The sequence below is a fragment of the Salipiger mangrovisoli genome (assembly GCF_015223355.1).
GTDB lineage: Bacteria > Pseudomonadota > Alphaproteobacteria > Rhodobacterales > Rhodobacteraceae > Salipiger > Salipiger mangrovisoli.
Genome location: NZ_JADFFK010000018.1, coordinates 1 through 17,445, shown reverse-complemented (window position 1 = coordinate 17,445; position 17,445 = coordinate 1). Strand labels below are relative to the sequence as shown.

Below are 17,445 nucleotides of genomic sequence, written 5' to 3'. Positions count from 1 at the left end.
GTCATCACGGCCCGCGCCGCGATCTGCAACGACCCTCGGCCCGCCCCGGCAAAACAGGCAATATCCCTCCGATGTTATCGGATATCCGCCGCCTATCCGTACGGGGCTATTGAATTGCGGCGGCGGCGCGCTCAGTGTTCAGGCATGAACATGCCGTTTCTCACCCTCTCGCTTCTGCTCGCCCTTGGCGCCACCGCGGCGCAAGCCGAGTGCTACGCGGAGTACAAGGCCAAACAGGACGATCCGCTGCGCCTGCAATACGGCATCGCCCTGCTTCCGACGGAGACATGCCCGTCGAAGAACACCGCGGCCGCGCAGCTGGAGATCCGGCTCGACCGCAACGGCTGGACGCTTTTGAGCGTCGTCGCCCTGTCCGAACAGCCGCCCTCGGAAGAAAAGAAGAAGAATGCCGGCGAGTTCTATCTCCGCTACTGAGGCCCGCCGCGCGGGCGGGCGCATCGTCACATTCGGCATTGCCGCGATCATCGCCCTGCTGGCCCTGGCCGGCGGGGTGCTGATGTTCACCCTGCCCGACGGCAACGCGTTCAACGCAAGGGTCGAGCAGATTTTCGTCGAGCACGACCTGACCGCCCAGGCCGAGGTGAAGCTGCTGGAGATCCTCGCGCTCTCGGGCACCGCCTTTGCCGACACGCTGGCGAGCTACCGGATGGTGATCTTCGTGCTGCTGGTCTTCGCCGCCGCCATGCTGGTCGCCGCACTGGTCTTCCTGGTGATGCTGGCGGGAATGAACCGGCGCATGGCGCAGATCGAGCGCTCGGGCATCCAGGTCAGCTCTCTGATCATCAGCCGCGAGGAAAACATGGTCTACCTCAACACCATGGGCTTCAAGCTGACGGCGGCGATGATCGAAACCCTCTCGGTGCTTGCCGAGGCGCGGATGGACGACGAGACGCTGACCGGGGCGGAGATCGAGGGGATGATCTCGGGCCGCGACCCGAGCGACTGCGAGGAGGCAGCCGGCGCGACCCGGATCAAACGCCTGCGCGACGGGCTGGGCAACCAGATGGTCAGCGAGCTTCTGGTGCGCAACATCGCCCGCAAGGGATACCATCTTGCCATAGACAAGGACGTGATCGAGGTCGTCTGAGACCCGGTCACACCGCCCGTCCCCCATGTCACCCCGGTCGATCCCGACTGCGGCGAGGACGAGGCGATGTCCGGCACGATGCCGCTGCGCCGGAACCGGAGGTTCGCACGCCGCAGGGGGATGGCCGGTTCAACCGCCGCAGCGACGCTTTTGGCACAGGACGACGTGGGCCATCGCACCCGAAGACCCGCTCCGGGTCGGCACGTCCTGCGGCGGCGATCGGCGGAAATCTGATCATCGTGCGCGCATAGGCGCCGGTCACCCGCGCGTCGCTGGATCACCCGTGAGGGTTGAGCTACGCTCCGACCGTTCCGGTTCAGGACCTTAGACATAGGGTCCGGCCAGTGTATTGAGGCCGGCCCCGATCATTTCAGACCACAGCAGGCCCCGGATTTTGGACCTGCACACGCTACCGACACACCCGCCGGGGCCCGGCATTCCACGCCGATCGATGACCCAGCGGCCCTTCTCCGGACACCCGCAACGGACTCACACAACGATTGAGCGGAGGCTCTCAATGGCACTCAAGGAAAAATTCACCGCGACCGATTGGGCTATGGTTCTCGAGGCCCCGATGCTGGCCGGGCTGGCGATCACCGCCGCCGACCCCGGCGGGTTGATCGGCGCGGTACAGGAGAGCGCGGCAATGGCCGGATCGCTGAAGGGCGCCTCCGCCGGCACGCTGGCCGCCGAGGTGGCCGAGGCCTACAAGACTTCCGAGGGCCGCTCGGCCGCAATGGACGGGGTGAAGGCCCTGGTGAAGGGCAAGAAACCGCCCGAGATCACCGAGGCCGCGATCACCCGCCTGTCCGAGATTCTCGGCACCGTGAAGACCACCGCGCCCGAGGAGGCCGCAGCCTTCTCGGAATTCCTCATCGACACTGCGACCCGGACCGCCGAAGCAGCGAAGGAAGGCGGCTTCCTGGGCTTCGGCGGCGAAGCCGTCTCGGAGGCCGAGAAGAAAACGCTGGCCGACCTTCAGGCGGCGCTTGGCGGCACCGCCGGGGTCTGAGGCGCAAACACGGCGAAAGGTGGCGCGGCGGTCAGCCGCGCCGCAGCCGTGCCAGAAGCTCCTGCGAGGGCGTGCCGGTCACCGGCATCCCGGCGCGCGCCTGATAGCCCTCGATGGCCGCGGTGGTTTTCTTGCCTAGAACCCCGTCGGGCGTACCTGCGTCGTAGCCCGCCGCATTGAGACGTCCCTGCAGCTCGCGGCGGTCGTCGATGGTCAGCCCGTAGCGGTCGGGCGGGAAGCTCGCACGCAGCGGACCCGCCCCCAACAGCCGGTCCGACAGGTGGCCTACCCCGATGCCGTAGTTCTGCGCGTTGTTGTAGCGCAGGATGACGTTGAAATTGCGGTAGACGAGGAAGGCCGGCCCGCTTGCCCCCTGCGGCAGCAGCAGCTTGCCCGAGCCCGAGGGCAGCGATCCCCCGGCGGACGGGCGCACCCCGGCCGACGCCCAGCCCGCGCCGCTGCGCGTGCTGCCGGCCAGACCCGCGCCGCCCGCGGGCAGCACCACCTCCACCCCCCAGGGCTCACCGCTGCGCCAACCGCTCCGCGCCAGGTAGTTGGCGGTCGAGGCCAGCCCATCGGTCGGATCGTCCGACCAGATGTCGCGCCGCCCGTCGCCGCGGAAATCCACCGCGTAACTCTGGTAGGTGGTCGGGATGAACTGCGTATGGCCCATCGCCCCGGCCCAGCTGCCGGTCAGGTGCAGCGGATCGACGTCGCCGCGCTCGAGGATGCGCAGGGCGGCCAGCGTCTGCGACTCGAAGAAGGCGCCGCGCCGGCCGTCGTAGGCCAGTGTCGAGCAGGCCGAGATCACCGGGATGCTGCCACGCCGTGTGCCGTAGCTGCTTTCCATGCCCCAGACCGCGCAGACCACATGCGGCGGCACGCCGTAGCGCGCCTCGATCTCGCGCAGGACGCCCATGTAGCGCCGCAGCTCGGCGCGGCCCTGCTGGACCTTCTGCTCGTTCGCGGTGATCGCGAGGTAATCCTCGAGCGTGCGGGTGAACTCGGTCTGGCTGCGGTCGCGCTCGACCACGCCGGGCAGGAAGCCGGCAACGCGGAAGGCGGCGTCATAGGTCGAACCGGAAATGCCCTGCGACAGCGCCCGGCCACGGAACGACGCGACCCAGGCGTCCCAGCCGGGATTGGGCTGAGGGCGCAGCATCGGGTCCTCGACCGGGGCCGAACCGCCCGAGTATCCGCCGCCGCCACAGCCCGCCAGAAGCGCCAGCGCCCCGCCCGTCATGAGGAAGTTCCGTCTTGTGCTGCCCATCTGCCCGCTCCGCCTTTTTTGGGTTTTGCCGGCAGAGTGGCCCGCGCCGAATGCCTCGGCAAGGGCCTGCCGAGACATCGGCAAGCCCTTGCCAACCGGCGGCTTTTGACGGCCGCGGCTCAGGACGCGCCAACCAGGCCGCGCAGCTTGCCGAGTGCGCGGTCGTAATCTTCCTGGTAGTTGATCAGCCCGGCATAGTCGCCCTTTTCGTCAAAGAGCAGCACCATGGCCGAATGGTCCATCGTGTAGCCGCCGTCATCCAGCGCCACGCGGCGGGCGTAGATGCGGAAGGCCTTGATCGCCTTGTCCATCTCTGCGCGGTCCCCCGATACACCCAGCACGCCGGGCACCCAGGAGACATATTGCGCAAGCTGCTCGGGCGTGTCGCGTTCGGGATCGACGGTGACGAAGAAGACACGGAGCATCTTGCCGGCCTCGCCGAGGCCTTCCTGCCATGTGGCGATGTCGCCCAGCGTCGTCGGGCAGACCTCGGGACAATGGGTGAAGCCGAAGAAGACGGCCGAGGGCGCGCCCTTCAGGCTGCTCTCGGTGAAGGCGCTGCCGTCGGTGGCGGTCAGATGGTAGTCCCCCCGCCCGAGCGAGGCCGTCACATCCTGCTCCAGCCGCGGGGCGATGACCCGAACCCAGAGCAGGGCAACGAGGGCCAGCAGAACCAGACCCCAGAGCGCGATGCGGATGGCGGTGATGCCTTGCTTGCTCACGTCTGCGCTCCTCAGTTGCCGTGGGACATATGTGCGTGCGGTGCCGCGCCCTTGGCGTTGGGCGCGCCAATGGCCAGCGGCACCTCGATCGTGCCCGCCTTCTCGAAGGTCAACGAGATGGTCACGCTCTCGCCCTCGACCAGCGGCTGCTTGAGCCCCATCATCATCAGATGGTAGCTGCCGGGCTTGAGCTCGACCGTTGCGCCCGCCGGGATCGGCAGCCCCTCGGACAACTCGCGCATCTTCATCACCTGCCCGTCCATGGCCATCTCGTGGATCTCCAGGTGATCAGCCAGCTCTGGCGCGACACGTGCCTCGATCAGGCGGTCGTCCTCGGTGCCGGTGTTGGTGACGGTGAAAAATCCGCCGCCGACGGGCTGGTTCGGAAGGCTGGCGCGCGCGAAAGGGGACTCGATGTGCAGCGCCCCGAGTTCGTAGACGGTCTCGGCGCTCCCGGCATGGGCCAGCATGTGCTGGCCGGGCGCCGTGCTGTGGTCTGCGTGCTCGTGATCGGCATGGCCGCCCGTGGCGGTTGCAAGGGCAAGCCCGAGTGCAGTGATCAGGGTGGTCTTCATATTGGGTCTCCTCCGTCGCGCGCGCGGACGCACCGCTGCCAGCGCGAAAACATGGGTCCGGGCTCTGCGCCCGGCGGCAAGTTTGGCAAGGTTGGCCAGGCGGCGTGGCGCGCCGCGGCCTCTTGTCAGGCCAGCGCCGGGGGCGCGCGCGGAGCGCCTCGCATGTGGCCCCGCTGCGGCGGCAGGCCGAGATCGCCTTGCCCGCCCAGGTGAAAGCGGGAATCCAAGCGCGTCGTCGCGATCGGCAGGCGGGACTCCGGCGTCTCGGGCAGCAGGTTGCAGACCGGGCAGTGATGGCCGTGATGCGGGCCCTCCTCGGCGCAGAGGTCGGCAAGCGTGCCGCCCATGGCGAGATAGCCCTCAAGCCGCGCGCCGGAGACCTCGTCCGGGGCCATGCGCGCCGCGAAGACGACGCTGGCCAGCGCCACCACGAGGATGACGACACATAGGGACAGGCGTTGGGCGCGCGCGCGGATCATGCTGTGATCAGTAACGGTTTTCCGACGCGCTTGGAAAGGGACGTCGCGTCGCATGCGCAACCGGCGCGATCACCACCACCACCAACGGCGCTTCACAATTCGTTATCTTTTGTTCGCTTATGTCTGTTTGTGCTAAGGTTGAATTACCGGCGTCCGGCTTTCGCGCGTATCGCGCCCGTCCGACGTCCCTGCCCCAAGGAGGCACGCGCCTGCCCTGCCCAAGCTCTTCGCGACAGTGCCCGGCAGCGGCTGCGCCAGACAGACCATGACCGCCGAAAAGCAAGCCCCCCCGCCCCGCATGATGGGCGAGGTCCGCAAGGACCGCATTGCGCAGATGGTCCGCAAGACCGGCTTCATGTCCTCGGTCGATCTGGCGGGTCATTTCGGCGTGTCCGAGATGACCGTGCGGCGCGACCTGCGCGAGTTGGAGGAGCGCGGCGACCTGCGCCGCACCCATGGCGGCGCGATCCTGGGCGACGGCGGGCTGCCCGAGCCGGTACCTGCCCCCGCCTTCTCCGAGCCGCGGACCCGCAACGCCGGGGCCAAGGCGCAGATCGCGCGGCGGGCGCTGACGCTGACCCGGCCAAGCGAAGTCGTAGCGCTCGACGTCGGTACAACCGTTCTGGAACTGGCGCGCCTGATGGTCGGCGATGCTCGGCGGCGCATTTTCACCAACAACCTGCGGATCGCGGCACTCGAGACGCGGGCCGAGGTCTACATGCTTGGTGGCAGGATGCGCCCCGCCGCGATGTCGCTGGTCGGTCCGGTGGCGATGGAACAGGCCGGAAAACTGTGGTTCGACACGGTTTTCCTTGGCGTTGCCGCGATCTCCGAGGAGGGCATCTTTGATCTTTGCATCGAGGATGCCGAGATGAAGCGCACCTTTGCCGCCCGTGCCGGGCGCTGCGTGGTGCTGGCCGACAGCAGCAAGTTCGGTCTGCCCGCGCTGGTGCAGGTGGCGGCGCTGAAACAGGTCGACACGCTGGTCACCGATGCTGCGCCCGAGGCACCGCTGGCCAGCGCGCTGGCCGCCGCCGGGGTCGAGGTGATCGTCGCCTGAGCCCTGCCCCGCCTAGTCGCGGAAACCCGGTGACACCACGTCGAGCTGACGCTTGATGCTCTCGAGATGCATGCGCGCGCTTTCCGGGTCGCCCTCGCGCATCAGCCTCGCGGTCTTCTCGGCGAGGTCCCTTGCCACCGGGATCAGCGGTCGGCCCGAGCTCATCGCCTTGAGTTGCACCTCGGCGGCGCGCTCAAGGTAATAAAGATCGTCCCAGGCCTCTGCGATATTGGGCGCGGAGACCATGACGCCGTGGTTGCGCATGAAGACGATGTCCGCGACACCCATCGCTTCGGCGATGCGGTCACCCTCGGCGTTGTCGAGCGCGAGCCCGTTGTAGACTTCGTCCACCACGGTGCGCCCGTAGAATTTCAGCGCGGTCTGCCCGGCCCAGACCAGTGGCGCCCCCTCGATCATGGTGAGCGCGGTGGCGTTGGGCATGTGGGTATGGAAGGCTGCGCCGACACGCGGATGACGCTTGTGCAGCCTGGCGTGGATGTAGAAGGCGGTGGCCTCGGGTTCCCCCTCGCCCGCCAGCACGTGGCCATCGAAATCGCAGATCAGCAGACTGGAGGCTGTCGCCTCGGCGAAGGCGTCTCCCAACCGATTGACGAGGAAGAGATCGGGATGGCCCGGCACCACGGCCGAGAAATGGTTGCAGATGCCTTCTTCCAGCCCGTAGCGCGCCGCCATGCGCAGGGTCGCGGCGAGGTCGACCCGCGCCTGCCGGATCGCGTCGGTATCCAGATCGACGTTGCGCCGCGGCGCCGGGGCGGCGGGTTTGTGCATCTCGTGGGCCATGCCGTGTCCTTTCCGTTTCGTCAGGCGCGAGCGTGGGAAACCCCGCGGGGATCGTCCAGCGGGGTTTCGGACGCAGGCCCTGCGCTCACGCCGCGGCGAGGAACGGCAACACCTCGGCCTCGAAGGCTTCGCGCTTCGTCAGGTTCATCGCGTGGCCGCCCTGGTCGAAAACCGCGAGCCTTGCGCCGGGAATACGCGCTGCCAACCGCTCGGATTGGGCCACATCGACCAGCGCATCGTCCCTGCTGGCGATGAGCAGGATGTCCGCGCCATCCGCAATACTCGGCAGGCGGAAATCGCGCAGCGCATTGATGCGATGGGTGATGGTCTCGGCCCCCTGGAAATGCGCCACCGCGTGCGCCTCCTCGGCGGCGATCTTCTCGGGGAAGGCCGCGATCCAGAACGGCGGGTAGAGGAAGTTCATCTGCAACGCGGCAAAGGCCGCCAATCCCTGCCCCGCCAGCGTCGCCAGCCGGAGGTCGAAACAGCGCGCGGTATGCGCGTCGATCTCTGGCCAGGCGTTGATCGCGACGACGCGCCCGACGCGGCGGTCCGTACGCGCGGCCAGATCGAAACCGACAAGGCCACCAAGCGCATGGCCCATCAGGTCGAAGCTTTTGACACCCGCGGACTCACAGACCTCAAGCACGTCGTCCGCCATTTCGGCGATGGAGGTCGGCCCGAGGCTGCACGCATTCGCCCCGGTGCCGCGCTGGTCGTAGAGAATGAGGTCGAAGACCGGTCTGAGCGCGTCGAGATGCGGCGCCCAGTAGCCCTGCGCGCCGCCCAGCCCCGAGCACAGCACAAGCGTGCGGGCGCCCTCGCGCCCGCACTTGAGATGAGTGAATTTCATCCCTTGATCACCGCGACCGTGGCGATCTCGACCAATGCGTCGGGCTTCACCAGGCCGCACTGGATGCAGTAGCGCGCCGGCTTGTCACCCGGGAAGTAGGTCGCATAAACCTCGTTCACCGCGCCGTAGTTGGCCCAGTCGGTGACGAAGATGTGGTTCATCACCACGTCATCCATCGTGCCGCTGGCGGTCTCGATCACCGACTTGATGGTCTCCAGCACGTGCTTGGTCTGAGCCTTCGCGTCGCCCACGTGCACGACGTTGTTTTCCTTGTCGAAGGGCAACGTGCCCGACACGTACACAACCCCGTCGGCCAGCACGCCCGGCAGGTAGGGTGCGAGCGGCTTGCCGGTGCCTTCGGGGATCACGGGAGTCTTAGGCATTCGAAAGTTCCTTTGCTTCCTTGGAGATGAGCGCGGCGCAGAAGTCGTCGGTCTTGGCGACCCAGCCGAAGAAGGTCGCGACGTTGAAGACCGTCGCCTTCTGGATGTAGTCGGGCCCGACGGCGTTGGTCGCATCCTCGAGCATCAGGCAGTGGTACTCGAGATGGAAGGCGTCGCGCAGCGAGCTTTCCACGCAGACGTTGGTGGCGATGCCGGTGAAGACCAGCGTGCGGATCCCGCGCGAGCGCAGGGCGCTGTCGAGGTAGGAGTTGAAGAAGCCCGAGTAGCGCGGCTTGGGGATCAGCAGGTCACCCTCCTGCGGCACCAGCTCGTCGATCAGGTCGTAGTCCCAGCCGCCCTTCGCCAGCAGCTGGCCCCAGAGCTCGGGGCGCTTCTTCATCGTCTTGATCGCGTTCGACTTCTTGACGTTCGGCGAGTCAGGCCCGCCCGCCTCGACATAGGCCGCGTCCCAGCCGTTCTGCAGGAAGGTGACCAAGACACCCGCGTCGCGGCAGGCCTGCGTCACCTTGGCGATGTTCTCGATGCAGGAGCGCGCGCCGGAGATGTCGAAACCAGCAAGGTCGATGTAGCCTCCCTTGCTGGCATAGGCGTTCTGCATGTCCACCACGATCAGCGCGGTGGTGGCGGGGTCGAAGCCGAAGGCTTCGGGTTGTGCGGCAACTTCCATCTCGGTCCTCATGCGGGTTCGGCGACCTGAACCGCCTTGCGGCAGGCCATAAGCGGCTGGATCTTGGAGCCGAAATCCTCGACCCCCACCACGAAATCGTCGAAGGTCAGCAGAACGCCGCCCGTGCCGGGAACCTCTGCCACTTCATCGAGCATCCGCGCGACGCTCTCGTAGGACCCGACCAATGTGCCCATGTTGATGTTCACCGCCGAGACCGGGTCGGACATCTGCCGCACGTTGGTGTCGGTGCCCGAGGTCTTGTCGGCCGCGCTCTGCAGACCGAGCCAGGACAGCGCCTCCTGGTCGGCGCCCTCTTTGTAGCGCTCCCACTTGGCGCGGGCCTTCTCGTCGCTCTCGTCGGCGATGATCATGAAGAGCGCGTAGGTCGATACGTCGCGCCCGGTCTTGGCGGTGGCTTCCTTCAGGCGCTCTGCGTTGGGGGCAAAGGCCTTGGGCGTGTTCACACCCTTGCCGAAGCAGAAGTTGTAGTCGGCATATTGCGCCGAGAACTCCATGCCGGCGTCCGACGAGCCGGCGCAGATCACCTTCATGTCCGCCTGCGGCCGCGGGCTGAGGCGGCAGTCCTCCATCTGGAAGAATTCGCCCTTGAGATCGCTCTTGCCGGTCTCCCAGAGATCGCGCAGCACCTGCGCATATTCCCCGAGGTATTTGTAGCGCGTGCCGAAGAAAGCGTCGCCCGGCCACATGCCCATCTGGCTGTACTCGGGCTTTTGCCAGCCGGTTACCAGGTTCACCCCGAAGCGGCCGTTCGAGATGGAATCGATCGTCGCCGCCATCCGCGCCACGATCGCTGGCGGCATCACCAGCGAGGCGGCGGTTGCATAGAGCCTGATCTTGCTGGTGCAGGCGGCAAGCCCGGCCATCAGCGTGAAGCTTTCCAGGTTGTGGTCCCAGAACTCCGTCTTTCCGCCGAAGCCGCGCAGCTTGATCATGGTGAGCACGAAGTCGAGCCCGTGCTTCTCGGCGCTCATGGTGATCTGCTTGTTGAGCTCGAAGCTCGGCTTGTACTGCGGCGCGGTCTCGGAGATGAGCCAGCCGTTGTTTCCGATGGGAAGAAACACCCCGATTTCCATGAATGACCTCTTTTGTCGGACAGGTGACATGCGGCGCGAAGGCCGTCTGAGGTCAGGAGATATTTTTTTACCAAACGGTAAAATTAACTTCTGCGTTTTCCGCGCCCTGAAACACGGCGGTGCTGAAGATGCGGGCGTTCGCACCGCTGCACGTCAGAAGTTCATCAAATTATGTATGGGAATCCCACGTTTTGCGCGCCGGCGCGCGGCGGTCCATGAGGTCCGCCAGGGTCGCCGAGGATCAACACGCCACCTGCCAAGATCAGCGCCGGACAAGAGCCCGCACCTCTGTGGTGACTTGATTTGTAGGGAATTTGGAGGCGAGTAGGAGAATCGAACTCCTGTACACGGATTTGCAATCCGCTGCGTCACCACTCCGCCAACTCGCCGGGGGTGTGGCACTCATTAAGTTCCTTGCGGAGTGCCGTCAAGCAGATATCCGGTCTTGAGCATGCAGAGCCCGCAAGGTGCCAAAGGGCACGCGGGGCCGGGCAACGCGCCCGGCCCCGCCGCCGGCTCAGCCGAGGGCCTTCGGCGCAAGATAGCCGAAGCGCTCCATGATCGCCGCGCAGTTCTTCTGGATCATGCCGGCGACCTCGGGCGCGAGGCTGGCGCGGGCCATCTCGTTGACGTCCTCGCGCATGTGCCCGTTGGCGTGCTCAAAGGCGTGGAACGTGTCGACCTTGCGCGTGCCCACCACGCGGCCCTGCGCGTCGGTGATCCGCTTCTTGGTTTGCAGGCACAGCCCTTGCGTCACCCCGGTTTCCAGCCCGCACAGGTTGAAGACCTCGTCCACGGTCTTGCGGAAGTCGGTGACCATGTCTTCGAGCCGCACCACTTTCAGCGGCAGACCCCGCGCCTCGAGCCGCAGCAGCGTTTCGCCGAAATACCGGTAGAGCGGCAGGATCTTGGCCGGGTCCGCGCCGCGCGCCATCATGCTCTCGCAGATGCCGTAGGGATCACGCACCAGCCCGATGAACCGCGCACCGGGGTAGATCCGGTCAAGTTCGGTGGCGAGGCCGATATTGTAATTCATCACCTTCACCACCATCCGGTTCCGCCCCGAAAGCAGGCTCGGCCCCAGCCCCTGCGCCGCCAGCGCGCGCTTGTAACGTCGGACCTCGGGAAGGTTGCGAGCGGTGGCGCGGGCCAGCTCACTGGCAATCCAGGCCCGATCGCGCGGGCGCAACGGGCCCGGAGCCTGCCGCGGGTTCAGGATGTCGCCGCTGCGCAATGCTGTGGGCAGGTATCCCGCCAGTGTTCGCAGCGTGTCGGCGCCGAGTGCGGGCCTCGGGCGCAGCACCTCGTGCATCTCGCCGTCCGGCCAGACCGTGTCGGGGTGCGAGCGCAGGGCGTTCAGCATCTGGTTGGTGCCGCCGCGTTGCAGCCCAAGAATGAAGATCGGGGACGTATCGCTCATCTCACATTCTCCCGGCGGCTGCGGCGCGCGCGCCGGCCCCCAATTCGAGGTATTGTCCCAGCAGCGAGGTCGCAGTCTGGCGGATCTCGTAGCTTTCGGCGACCGTGCGGAGCGCAGCCGCGCCAAGCCGTGCCCGCATCTCGGCGTCACCTGCCAAAGTCTCCAGCGCGATGGCCAGAGCCCGGCGGTCGTCGACGTCGAACAGCAGCCCGTTCTCGCCATCGACCATGAAGTCCACCGCCCCGCCGGTGCGGGCGGTGATACAGGCCAGACCGGAGGCACACGCTTCGAGCAAGGCGTTGGAGAGACCTTCGCGCGCCGAGGGCAGCACGAAGACATCGACCGCCCGCAGCAAATTGGGCATGTCGGCCACGTGACCCAGCATCCGCACGCCCGGCTGTTGCAGCAGCGCCTCCGGGATCTCGTCGCTCTTGCCAAAGGTTGCCTGGTAGCCTGCGTCCGAGGCACGGTTGGCCCCGGCGATAGCCAGAGTTGCCTGCGGTATGCGGGCGCGGACATCCGACCAGGCCTCGAGCAACAGCGGCAGGCGCTTCTGCACCGCGAGCCGCCCGGCAAACAGAAAGAGCGGACCGGATGGCAAGCCCAGACTCAGCCGCAGCTTGTCCTTCTCGACCTGGCTCCTGGGCGGGCAGAAGCGCGCGCCGTCCACGCCGTTCGGGATGAAACGCAGCTTCGCCGCAGGAACGCCGAGCCCGGCAAGCTCGCTCTCGATCTCGCGGCTCACCATCGGGAAGCGATCGACCGAGCGCGCCAGGTAGGCCAGCCGCTGGCGCCCGAGAGGTTTGTTGGCGATCTTGCTCGCCTCGCCGCCGCACATCGGCTTGGCCAGCAGCGGCGCCCCGGTCCAGCGTTTGCCGAGCGCCCCTGCCAGCGCCGGCGAAAAGAGCGAGTGACAGTGGATCACGTCGGGGTTCAGCGCGCGCACCATACGTGCAGCACCAACTATGAAGCCCATGCCCTGCGCCGGTTTGCGCATGGTGATGCGCCGGATCTTCACCCCGTCCAGCGTCTCTTCCGCGGGCAGCCCCGGATAGCGCCGGGTGAGGATATAGACCTCGTGCCCCTGCCCGATCATCAGGCCGGCCAACTGCGCCACCTGTTTCTCGGCACCACCGACGATCGGATGATAGGACGAGATGATCATGCAGATCCGCAACGGCCGGGTCGCGGCGGGCTGCGCCAAGCCGCGCGTTCGGCTGAGGGAAAACGTGCTGCCCTGGGTCATTGCCCGCCCTCCGATGCCGCTTCCGCCGTTCCGGAAACCGGCAGGGGCGCCCTGCCCGCGGTCAGCTTCGACAGCAGTTCGACCCATTTGGCCACCATCGTCTCCTTGTCAAAGAGCGTCACGGCGCGGTGCCGCCCGGCGCTGGCATAGCGGTTGCGCAGGTCGGGATCGTGCAACACGCTGTTCAACGCCCGCGCCAGACCCGCCGTGTCGCCCGCGCCCACAAGGCGGCCGCTCACACCGTCTTCCAGGGCGTCGGAACACCCATCCACGTCGGTGGAAATGCAGCAGCACCCGCAGGCCATCGCCTCGAGCAGGGTGATCGGCAGCCCTTCCCAATGCGAACTCAGCACGTAGACATCAAAGGCCTGAAGCGCCGCGACCGGATCGGATTGCCATCCAAGCATCCGCACGGCGCCGGCGAGCCCAGCGACGGCAAGCGCATGCTCCACCTCGGGTTGGAGGCGGCCTTCACCTGCCAGAACGAATTGGACATGGGGGTATCGGGCAACCAGATCGCGCAGCGCCTCGACATAGTCGAGCGGAGCCTTCTGCGGCTCGATGCGCCCCATCCAGCCGACCACCGGCCGGTCAGGATCCAGCCCCATCACCCGCCGCGCCTCGGCGCGGTCGGCTGCGGGGCGAAATCGCTCCACATCCACGCCGGTGCGGATCACGCTCACCCGCTCGGGCGGCATCAGCCTGGCCTTCAGCGTTTCCTGGCGCGCGGCGTCGGTCAGCGTGACCACATGTCCGCCAAAGCCGCGCGCGGCGAAATCGAGCGCCCAGTAAAGCGGTGCCTTGGCCCCCTGTACCCGGCGTTGAAACGGCATGGAGGCCTGCCGGTAGACCACCGGCCGCCCGGTGATCCGGCCGGCAGCGCGCCCGATGAAGCCGGACTTGCTGCCATGGCAGACGATGACGTCCGCATCCTGTTCGCGGCTGGCGGCAATGACCCGGCGCAGCACCCGGGCATCGCCCCCGAGATCGATGCTGTAGCGCGCCATATCGACCGGCTCCGCTCCGAGCCCGCGCCGGTTGAGGTCTGCCGCATAGGCCTCGGAGTTTTCAGAAAGGCAAAGAGTGTGCGAGCGCACCCCGATCCGCCGAAGCTCCGTCAGAAGCAATTTGTTGTAGAGAGCTATGCCTCCGGTCGACTTCGTCAGGGCAAGCAGACTGATCTGTCGCATGGGTAATCCACATAATTAAGAAACAATTTGACGTAAATTTATAGAATCGGCGAAACGCGGCACGCCGGGAGACAGCGTCGATTCGGTCAAAATCGACCGTTGCCGCATGGGCAGCATACGCTGCTCGCGGTGATTATGCCGCAGCCGCTCTGCACCGAACAGCGCAAACTCTACACGCGCCCATTTTTTGGGCATCGAGGGCTCGGCAATTTCTTGCCTTTCGCCAGACGATACAAATCGTGTTCATTGTAGATAATTAACTTAACGTTAACGTACAAAATCTGTGAAAACTTAACCATCTATGGAAGATCGCGCCAAAAGTCGGCCCGATACCGCGCCCAGATTTTGCCTTAATTCCAAAATCAGCAACAGCTTTGCACCTGCGCCAACCGCGCGCCGGCAAAGGTCCACCCATATTCAGTCGGCGGAATTTCACCCAGTACCCCTAGGTAAAGTTTCATACGGCATGCGTCCCGAGGGTCGTCCGAGTATCCGATGGCCACTGCAGAGGAACTACTCAGACACAACATCAAGCAACTAATCGGGACTAAGTCACATAATGGTGGACAATAATTCGGAACTTCTCGCGTTTGAGGGAGCGCAGGGGTTTGGTGCAGGCGCGACAGGCGGCCGTGGTGGTGAAGTTGTTAAAGTTACAAATCTGAACGACTCCGGGGAAGGTTCGCTTCGCTGGGCTCTCGAAGATCTGGACGGCCCCCGCATTGTGGTTTTCGAAGTTGGCGGACAAATCGATCTGAAAGATCAGATCCAAATTAACGGAGACGTTACGGTGGCCGGGCAAACTGCGCCTGGGGGGATCACCGTGACCGGCGCCCGCCTTCGCGTGGTTGAAAGCAACGTGATCATCCGCGGCATGAACATTCGTCCGGGCGACGACGCCGACGGACAGAAACCCGATGGCCGCGACGGCATTTCGATTGGCAAGGACGGCAACACGGTCGAGCATGTCATCATCGACAGCAACTCGCTGACCTGGTCGATCGACGAGAACGTCGCGACCTGGGGCTCGCCGAGCAACATCACGATCTCGAACAACATCGTCGCCGAGGCGCTGCAGGACTCGCTGCACCCCAAGGGGGATCACTCCATGGGGATGCTGATCGGCGATAGCAGCTCGAACGTCAGCGTCATCGGCAACCTGCTGGTCAGCAACCAGTTCCGCAACGCGCTGATCAAGGATGACGCGAAGAACATCGAGTTCATCAACAACGTCATCTACAACTTCGGCAACGAAGGCCTCGTCGTCGCGGAAGCTTCGACCGTGCACGTGATCGGCAACGTCTTCATCAAGGGCAAGGATTCGGACGGCCGCGAAGCCATCCGCTTCCTCGACAACACCAGCGCAGCCTCCTACTACGTTTCGGACAACGTGGGCAAAGTGGGCGGCACCAACACCTCGCAGATCGTATCCGACTTCGTCTTCGATCCGGCGACCACCGAGGTGCTGACCTCGGCCGAGGCGCTCGACTGGGTCCTGTCCAATGTCGGCGCACGCATCGGCGGCGAACTGAGCGAGATCGACCAGCGCATCGTGGACACGGTGATCAACGGCACCGGCGCGATCATCGACTCGCCGAGCGACGTCGGCGGCTACGGCGACTACACCGCCACCGCTGCGTTGAAAGACTCCGACGGCGACGGTATCCCCGACTTCTACGAGCAGGTGATCGGTTCGAACGCCAGCGTCGCGGATGCAAACAAGGACGCCGACGGCGACGGCTACAGCAACATCGAAGACTACATCAACGGCCTCCTCGACGGGTTCACGGATGTGGTCGGCGATCTGGAAGACGTCACCGATGGCAGCGACATCACCGATGGCGGCAATGAGACCATCATCGGCGGCGACAGCGGCAACGGCGGCAACAGCGGCGCAACCGGTACGGTCGGCACGGTGATCACCGTCGAGGCCGAGGACTTCGAGCTGTCAAACGGCTTCGCTGTGAAGAACCTGATGAGCGCATCGGAAGGCAAGGTCATCCAAAGCACCTCGGACGCCGAGCAGAGCGCATCGCTGACCTTTGACGGCGGCGCCGGTGTCTACAGCCTGACCGTCAACTACTACGACGAGAACGATGGCGTCAGCTCGATGGCCGTTCTGGTCAACGGCAAGCAAGTCGCGAGCTGGGACTGGGATGCAGAGCTTGGCAGTGCCTTTGCCAACAAGTCGACCCTGACCGCCAAGGTGATCGAAGGTCTCGAACTGCAGGATGGCGACGTCGTCACGCTGCAGGGCGTGCGGGACGGCAGCGAACCGCTGCGCATCGACAATGTCAGCTTCGAAATGACCGCGGATCTCGCGGACACGGATACTGGCACGGACACCGGAACGGACACCGGAACGGACACCGGCACCGGAAACATCGACGCGATCGGCACGGTGATCTCTGTCGAGGCCGAGAACCTCAACCTTTCCGACGGCTTTGTCGTGAAGAACATCGGCCCGGCCTCGGGCGGCGCGGTCATCCAGAACGCGACCGACAGCCTGCAGACGGCGTCCTATGACTTCGACGGCGATGCCGGTGTCTACAGCCTCAACGTCAACTACTTCGACGAGAACGACGGGGTCAGCAGCCTGACCGTGCTGGTCAACGGTGAAGCAGTGGCGAGCTGGGACTGGGACGCGGAACTGGGCAGCGCCTACGCCGACGCTGGGACCAAGACCACCAAGCTGATCGAAGGCCTCGAGCTGACGGCTGGCGACGTGATCACCCTGCAGGGCGTCAACGACGGCGGCGAGCCGATGCGCATCGACAGCCTCGATCTCGAGATGACCGATGTGCTGGACGGTGCCGTCGAGCATGCTCCGGCGAACGGCGCGGAGTGGCTGTTCATCGAGGCGGAATCCTTCGTGTTCGACACCTCTTCCAAGCGCGGTTTCGCGGTTGCGGACATCAAGGCGGCGTCCGGTGGCCAGGTGCTGAAAGCGCTCGGCGTTGCAGAGGCCTCGACCACCTTCGATGGCCAGAGCGGCACCTATGACGTGGGCGTCGACTACTTCGACGAGAACGACGGGGTTTCCTACCTCGAGGTCCGGGTCAACGGCGAAGTGGTCGATTCCTGGCACTGGGATGCCGACCTCGGCGACAGCCTTGCGAACAAGAACACGCTCACCCGCCACCTCATCTCGGACGTCGAGATCGAAGCAGGCGACGAGATCGTGCTCGCGGGCTACGGCGATGGCGGCAGCGAACCGCTGCGCATCGACGCGCTCGAGTTCATGCCGAGCGACTCGCTGCTCTCTTGATCCGCACCCGCGGAGTCTCTGGAAGGCCCGGACCGGGCGGCGCGTCAGACGCGCCGCCCGGTTTGCCTTGTCAGGCACTGGCGCGATCACCGCGCCCGACGCTCTCGTAATCGCTGAAGCCCGCCGCCAGCGCGTCCTCGTAGGTGTAGATGTTGCGCAGGTCGGCCATCCGCGGGGTCGTCATGCCCTTGGCAAGCGCCTTGAGATCGAGCGCGCGGAACTCGTTCCACTCGGTGAGGATCACCAGCAGGTCGGCACCCGCGGCGGCGGCATAGG

Annotated in this window: 19 protein-coding genes and 1 tRNA gene; 5 read left to right on the top strand and 15 right to left on the bottom strand. The window is 65.7% G+C overall.

Translation table 11 applies throughout. The features are described from left to right. Window positions 1-150: 150 nt before the first annotated feature. The 3 genes from IQ782_RS20755 to IQ782_RS20745 all read left to right on the top strand — a co-directional run bounded on the left by IQ782_RS20755 (window position 151) and on the right by IQ782_RS20745 (window position 2,120). Window positions 151-435, top strand: coding sequence for a hypothetical protein (locus tag IQ782_RS20755; protein WP_194136587.1), 285 nt, complete (start codon window positions 151-153; stop codon window positions 433-435). Then, entirely contained in the window at window positions 407-1,108 is a 702-nt protein-coding gene (locus IQ782_RS20750) for a hypothetical protein (RefSeq protein ID WP_194136586.1), read from the top strand. The genes IQ782_RS20755 and IQ782_RS20750 overlap by 29 nt, the downstream gene beginning before the upstream one ends. A 517-nt stretch (window positions 1,109-1,625) precedes the next feature. Further along, complete coding sequence (locus IQ782_RS20745) at window positions 1,626-2,120, top strand: hypothetical protein (protein ID WP_194136585.1); 495 nt, start codon at window positions 1,626-1,628, stop codon at window positions 2,118-2,120. 31 nt (window positions 2,121-2,151) lie between these two features. On the opposite strand, the gene IQ782_RS20740 is transcribed toward IQ782_RS20745, so the two are convergent. The 4 genes from IQ782_RS20740 to IQ782_RS20725 all read right to left on the bottom strand — a co-directional run bounded on the left by IQ782_RS20740 (window position 2,152) and on the right by IQ782_RS20725 (window position 5,166). After that, window positions 2,152-3,390, bottom strand: a complete 1,239-nt coding sequence (locus tag IQ782_RS20740; protein ID WP_194136584.1) for a lytic murein transglycosylase — start codon at window positions 3,388-3,390, stop codon at window positions 2,152-2,154. A gap of 119 nt (window positions 3,391-3,509) precedes the next feature. Continuing rightward, window positions 3,510-4,112 (bottom strand): SCO family protein, encoded by a 603-nt coding sequence (locus IQ782_RS20735; protein ID WP_194136583.1) that lies wholly within the window; start codon window positions 4,110-4,112, stop codon window positions 3,510-3,512. Window positions 4,113-4,123: 11 nt separating this feature from the next. After that, a complete protein-coding gene (locus IQ782_RS20730) occupies window positions 4,124-4,687 on the bottom strand; it encodes a copper chaperone PCu(A)C (RefSeq protein WP_194136582.1) in 564 nt (187 codons plus the stop codon). 125 nt (window positions 4,688-4,812) lie between these two features. Continuing rightward, window positions 4,813-5,166 carry a hypothetical protein gene (locus IQ782_RS20725; RefSeq protein ID WP_194136581.1) on the bottom strand — a complete coding sequence of 118 codons (354 nt, stop codon included), beginning with the start codon at window positions 5,164-5,166 and terminating at the stop codon, window positions 4,813-4,815. Between the two features lie 265 nt (window positions 5,167-5,431). On the opposite strand from IQ782_RS20725, the gene IQ782_RS20720 reads away from it, so the two are divergent. Then, window positions 5,432-6,226 carry a DeoR/GlpR family DNA-binding transcription regulator gene (locus tag IQ782_RS20720; protein ID WP_194136580.1) on the top strand — a complete coding sequence of 265 codons (795 nt, stop codon included), beginning with the start codon at window positions 5,432-5,434 and terminating at the stop codon, window positions 6,224-6,226. Between the two features lie 12 nt (window positions 6,227-6,238). Here IQ782_RS20720 and IQ782_RS20715 read toward each other — a convergent pair whose 3' ends face one another. From IQ782_RS20715 to IQ782_RS20670, 10 genes are all read right to left on the bottom strand, one after another. After that, window positions 6,239-7,027, bottom strand: coding sequence for an aldolase (locus tag IQ782_RS20715; RefSeq protein WP_194136579.1), 789 nt, complete (start codon window positions 7,025-7,027; stop codon window positions 6,239-6,241). 85 nt (window positions 7,028-7,112) lie between these two features. Next, window positions 7,113-7,880, bottom strand: coding sequence for a pyrimidine utilization protein D (rutD, locus tag IQ782_RS20710; RefSeq protein WP_194136578.1), 768 nt, complete (start codon window positions 7,878-7,880; stop codon window positions 7,113-7,115). Further along, window positions 7,877-8,263 carry a pyrimidine utilization protein C gene (gene rutC / locus IQ782_RS20705; RefSeq protein ID WP_194136577.1) on the bottom strand — a complete coding sequence of 129 codons (387 nt, stop codon included), beginning with the start codon at window positions 8,261-8,263 and terminating at the stop codon, window positions 7,877-7,879. Before rutC ends, rutD begins: the two co-directional genes overlap by 4 nt. Further along, a complete protein-coding gene (locus tag IQ782_RS20700) occupies window positions 8,256-8,951 on the bottom strand; it encodes an isochorismatase family protein (protein WP_194136576.1) in 696 nt (231 codons plus the stop codon). Before IQ782_RS20700 ends, rutC begins: the two co-directional genes overlap by 8 nt. An 8-nt stretch (window positions 8,952-8,959) precedes the next feature. Next, the gene (gene rutA, locus IQ782_RS20695; RefSeq protein WP_194136575.1) at window positions 8,960-10,045 is read right to left on the bottom strand and encodes a pyrimidine utilization protein A; all 1,086 of its coding nucleotides are present in this window, start codon (window positions 10,043-10,045) and stop codon (window positions 8,960-8,962) included. Window positions 10,046-10,360: 315 nt separating this feature from the next. Beyond that, window positions 10,361-10,434 (bottom strand) — tRNA-Cys (locus IQ782_RS20690). A 128-nt stretch (window positions 10,435-10,562) separates the two neighbouring features. Beyond that, on the bottom strand, window positions 10,563-11,465 hold the full coding sequence (locus IQ782_RS20685) for a sulfotransferase family protein (RefSeq protein ID WP_194136574.1): 903 nt from the start codon (window positions 11,463-11,465) through the stop codon (window positions 10,563-10,565). Window position 11,466: 1 nt separating this feature from the next. Next, the gene (locus tag IQ782_RS20680; protein ID WP_194136573.1) at window positions 11,467-12,711 is read right to left on the bottom strand and encodes a glycosyltransferase family 4 protein; all 1,245 of its coding nucleotides are present in this window, start codon (window positions 12,709-12,711) and stop codon (window positions 11,467-11,469) included. Beyond that, the gene (locus IQ782_RS20675) at window positions 12,708-13,901 is read right to left on the bottom strand and encodes a glycosyltransferase (protein WP_194136572.1); all 1,194 of its coding nucleotides are present in this window, start codon (window positions 13,899-13,901) and stop codon (window positions 12,708-12,710) included. The genes IQ782_RS20680 and IQ782_RS20675 overlap by 4 nt, the downstream gene beginning before the upstream one ends. A gap of 15 nt (window positions 13,902-13,916) precedes the next feature. After that, window positions 13,917-14,096, bottom strand: coding sequence for a hypothetical protein (locus IQ782_RS20670; RefSeq protein ID WP_194136571.1), 180 nt, complete (start codon window positions 14,094-14,096; stop codon window positions 13,917-13,919). A 628-nt stretch (window positions 14,097-14,724) separates the two neighbouring features. Between IQ782_RS20670 and IQ782_RS20665 the strand changes: the two genes are divergently transcribed. Further along, on the top strand, window positions 14,725-17,169 hold the full coding sequence (locus tag IQ782_RS20665; RefSeq protein ID WP_194136570.1) for a right-handed parallel beta-helix repeat-containing protein: 2,445 nt from the start codon (window positions 14,725-14,727) through the stop codon (window positions 17,167-17,169). A gap of 70 nt (window positions 17,170-17,239) precedes the next feature. On the opposite strand, the gene IQ782_RS20660 is transcribed toward IQ782_RS20665, so the two are convergent. Further along, window positions 17,240-17,445: UDP binding domain-containing protein (locus IQ782_RS20660; protein ID WP_240989448.1), on the bottom strand; the 206-nt coding region annotated here is incomplete at its 5' end.

Coding starts and splice junctions, on each gene's coding strand:
- IQ782_RS20755 (WP_194136587.1), top strand. CDS start 151: ATGCCGTTTCTCACCCTCTCGCTTCTGCTCGCCCTTGGCGCCACCGCG.
- IQ782_RS20750 (WP_194136586.1), top strand. CDS start 407: ATGCCGGCGAGTTCTATCTCCGCTACTGAGGCCCGCCGCGCGGGCGGG.
- IQ782_RS20745 (WP_194136585.1), top strand. CDS start 1,626: ATGGCACTCAAGGAAAAATTCACCGCGACCGATTGGGCTATGGTTCTC.
- IQ782_RS20740 (WP_194136584.1), bottom strand. CDS start 3,390: ATGGGCAGCACAAGACGGAACTTCCTCATGACGGGCGGGGCGCTGGCG.
- IQ782_RS20730 (WP_194136582.1), bottom strand. CDS start 4,687: ATGAAGACCACCCTGATCACTGCACTCGGGCTTGCCCTTGCAACCGCC.
- IQ782_RS20725 (WP_194136581.1), bottom strand. CDS start 5,166: ATGATCCGCGCGCGCGCCCAACGCCTGTCCCTATGTGTCGTCATCCTC.
- IQ782_RS20720 (WP_194136580.1), top strand. CDS start 5,432: ATGACCGCCGAAAAGCAAGCCCCCCCGCCCCGCATGATGGGCGAGGTC.
- IQ782_RS20715 (WP_194136579.1), bottom strand. CDS start 7,027: ATGGCCCACGAGATGCACAAACCCGCCGCCCCGGCGCCGCGGCGCAAC.
- rutD (WP_194136578.1), bottom strand. CDS start 7,880: ATGAAATTCACTCATCTCAAGTGCGGGCGCGAGGGCGCCCGCACGCTT.
- rutC (WP_194136577.1), bottom strand. CDS start 8,263: ATGCCTAAGACTCCCGTGATCCCCGAAGGCACCGGCAAGCCGCTCGCA.
- IQ782_RS20700 (WP_194136576.1), bottom strand. CDS start 8,951: ATGGAAGTTGCCGCACAACCCGAAGCCTTCGGCTTCGACCCCGCCACC.
- rutA (WP_194136575.1), bottom strand. CDS start 10,045: ATGGAAATCGGGGTGTTTCTTCCCATCGGAAACAACGGCTGGCTCATC.
- IQ782_RS20685 (WP_194136574.1), bottom strand. CDS start 11,465: ATGAGCGATACGTCCCCGATCTTCATTCTTGGGCTGCAACGCGGCGGC.
- IQ782_RS20680 (WP_194136573.1), bottom strand. CDS start 12,711: ATGACCCAGGGCAGCACGTTTTCCCTCAGCCGAACGCGCGGCTTGGCG.
- IQ782_RS20675 (WP_194136572.1), bottom strand. CDS start 13,901: ATGCGACAGATCAGTCTGCTTGCCCTGACGAAGTCGACCGGAGGCATA.
- IQ782_RS20670 (WP_194136571.1), bottom strand. CDS start 14,096: ATGCCCAAAAAATGGGCGCGTGTAGAGTTTGCGCTGTTCGGTGCAGAG.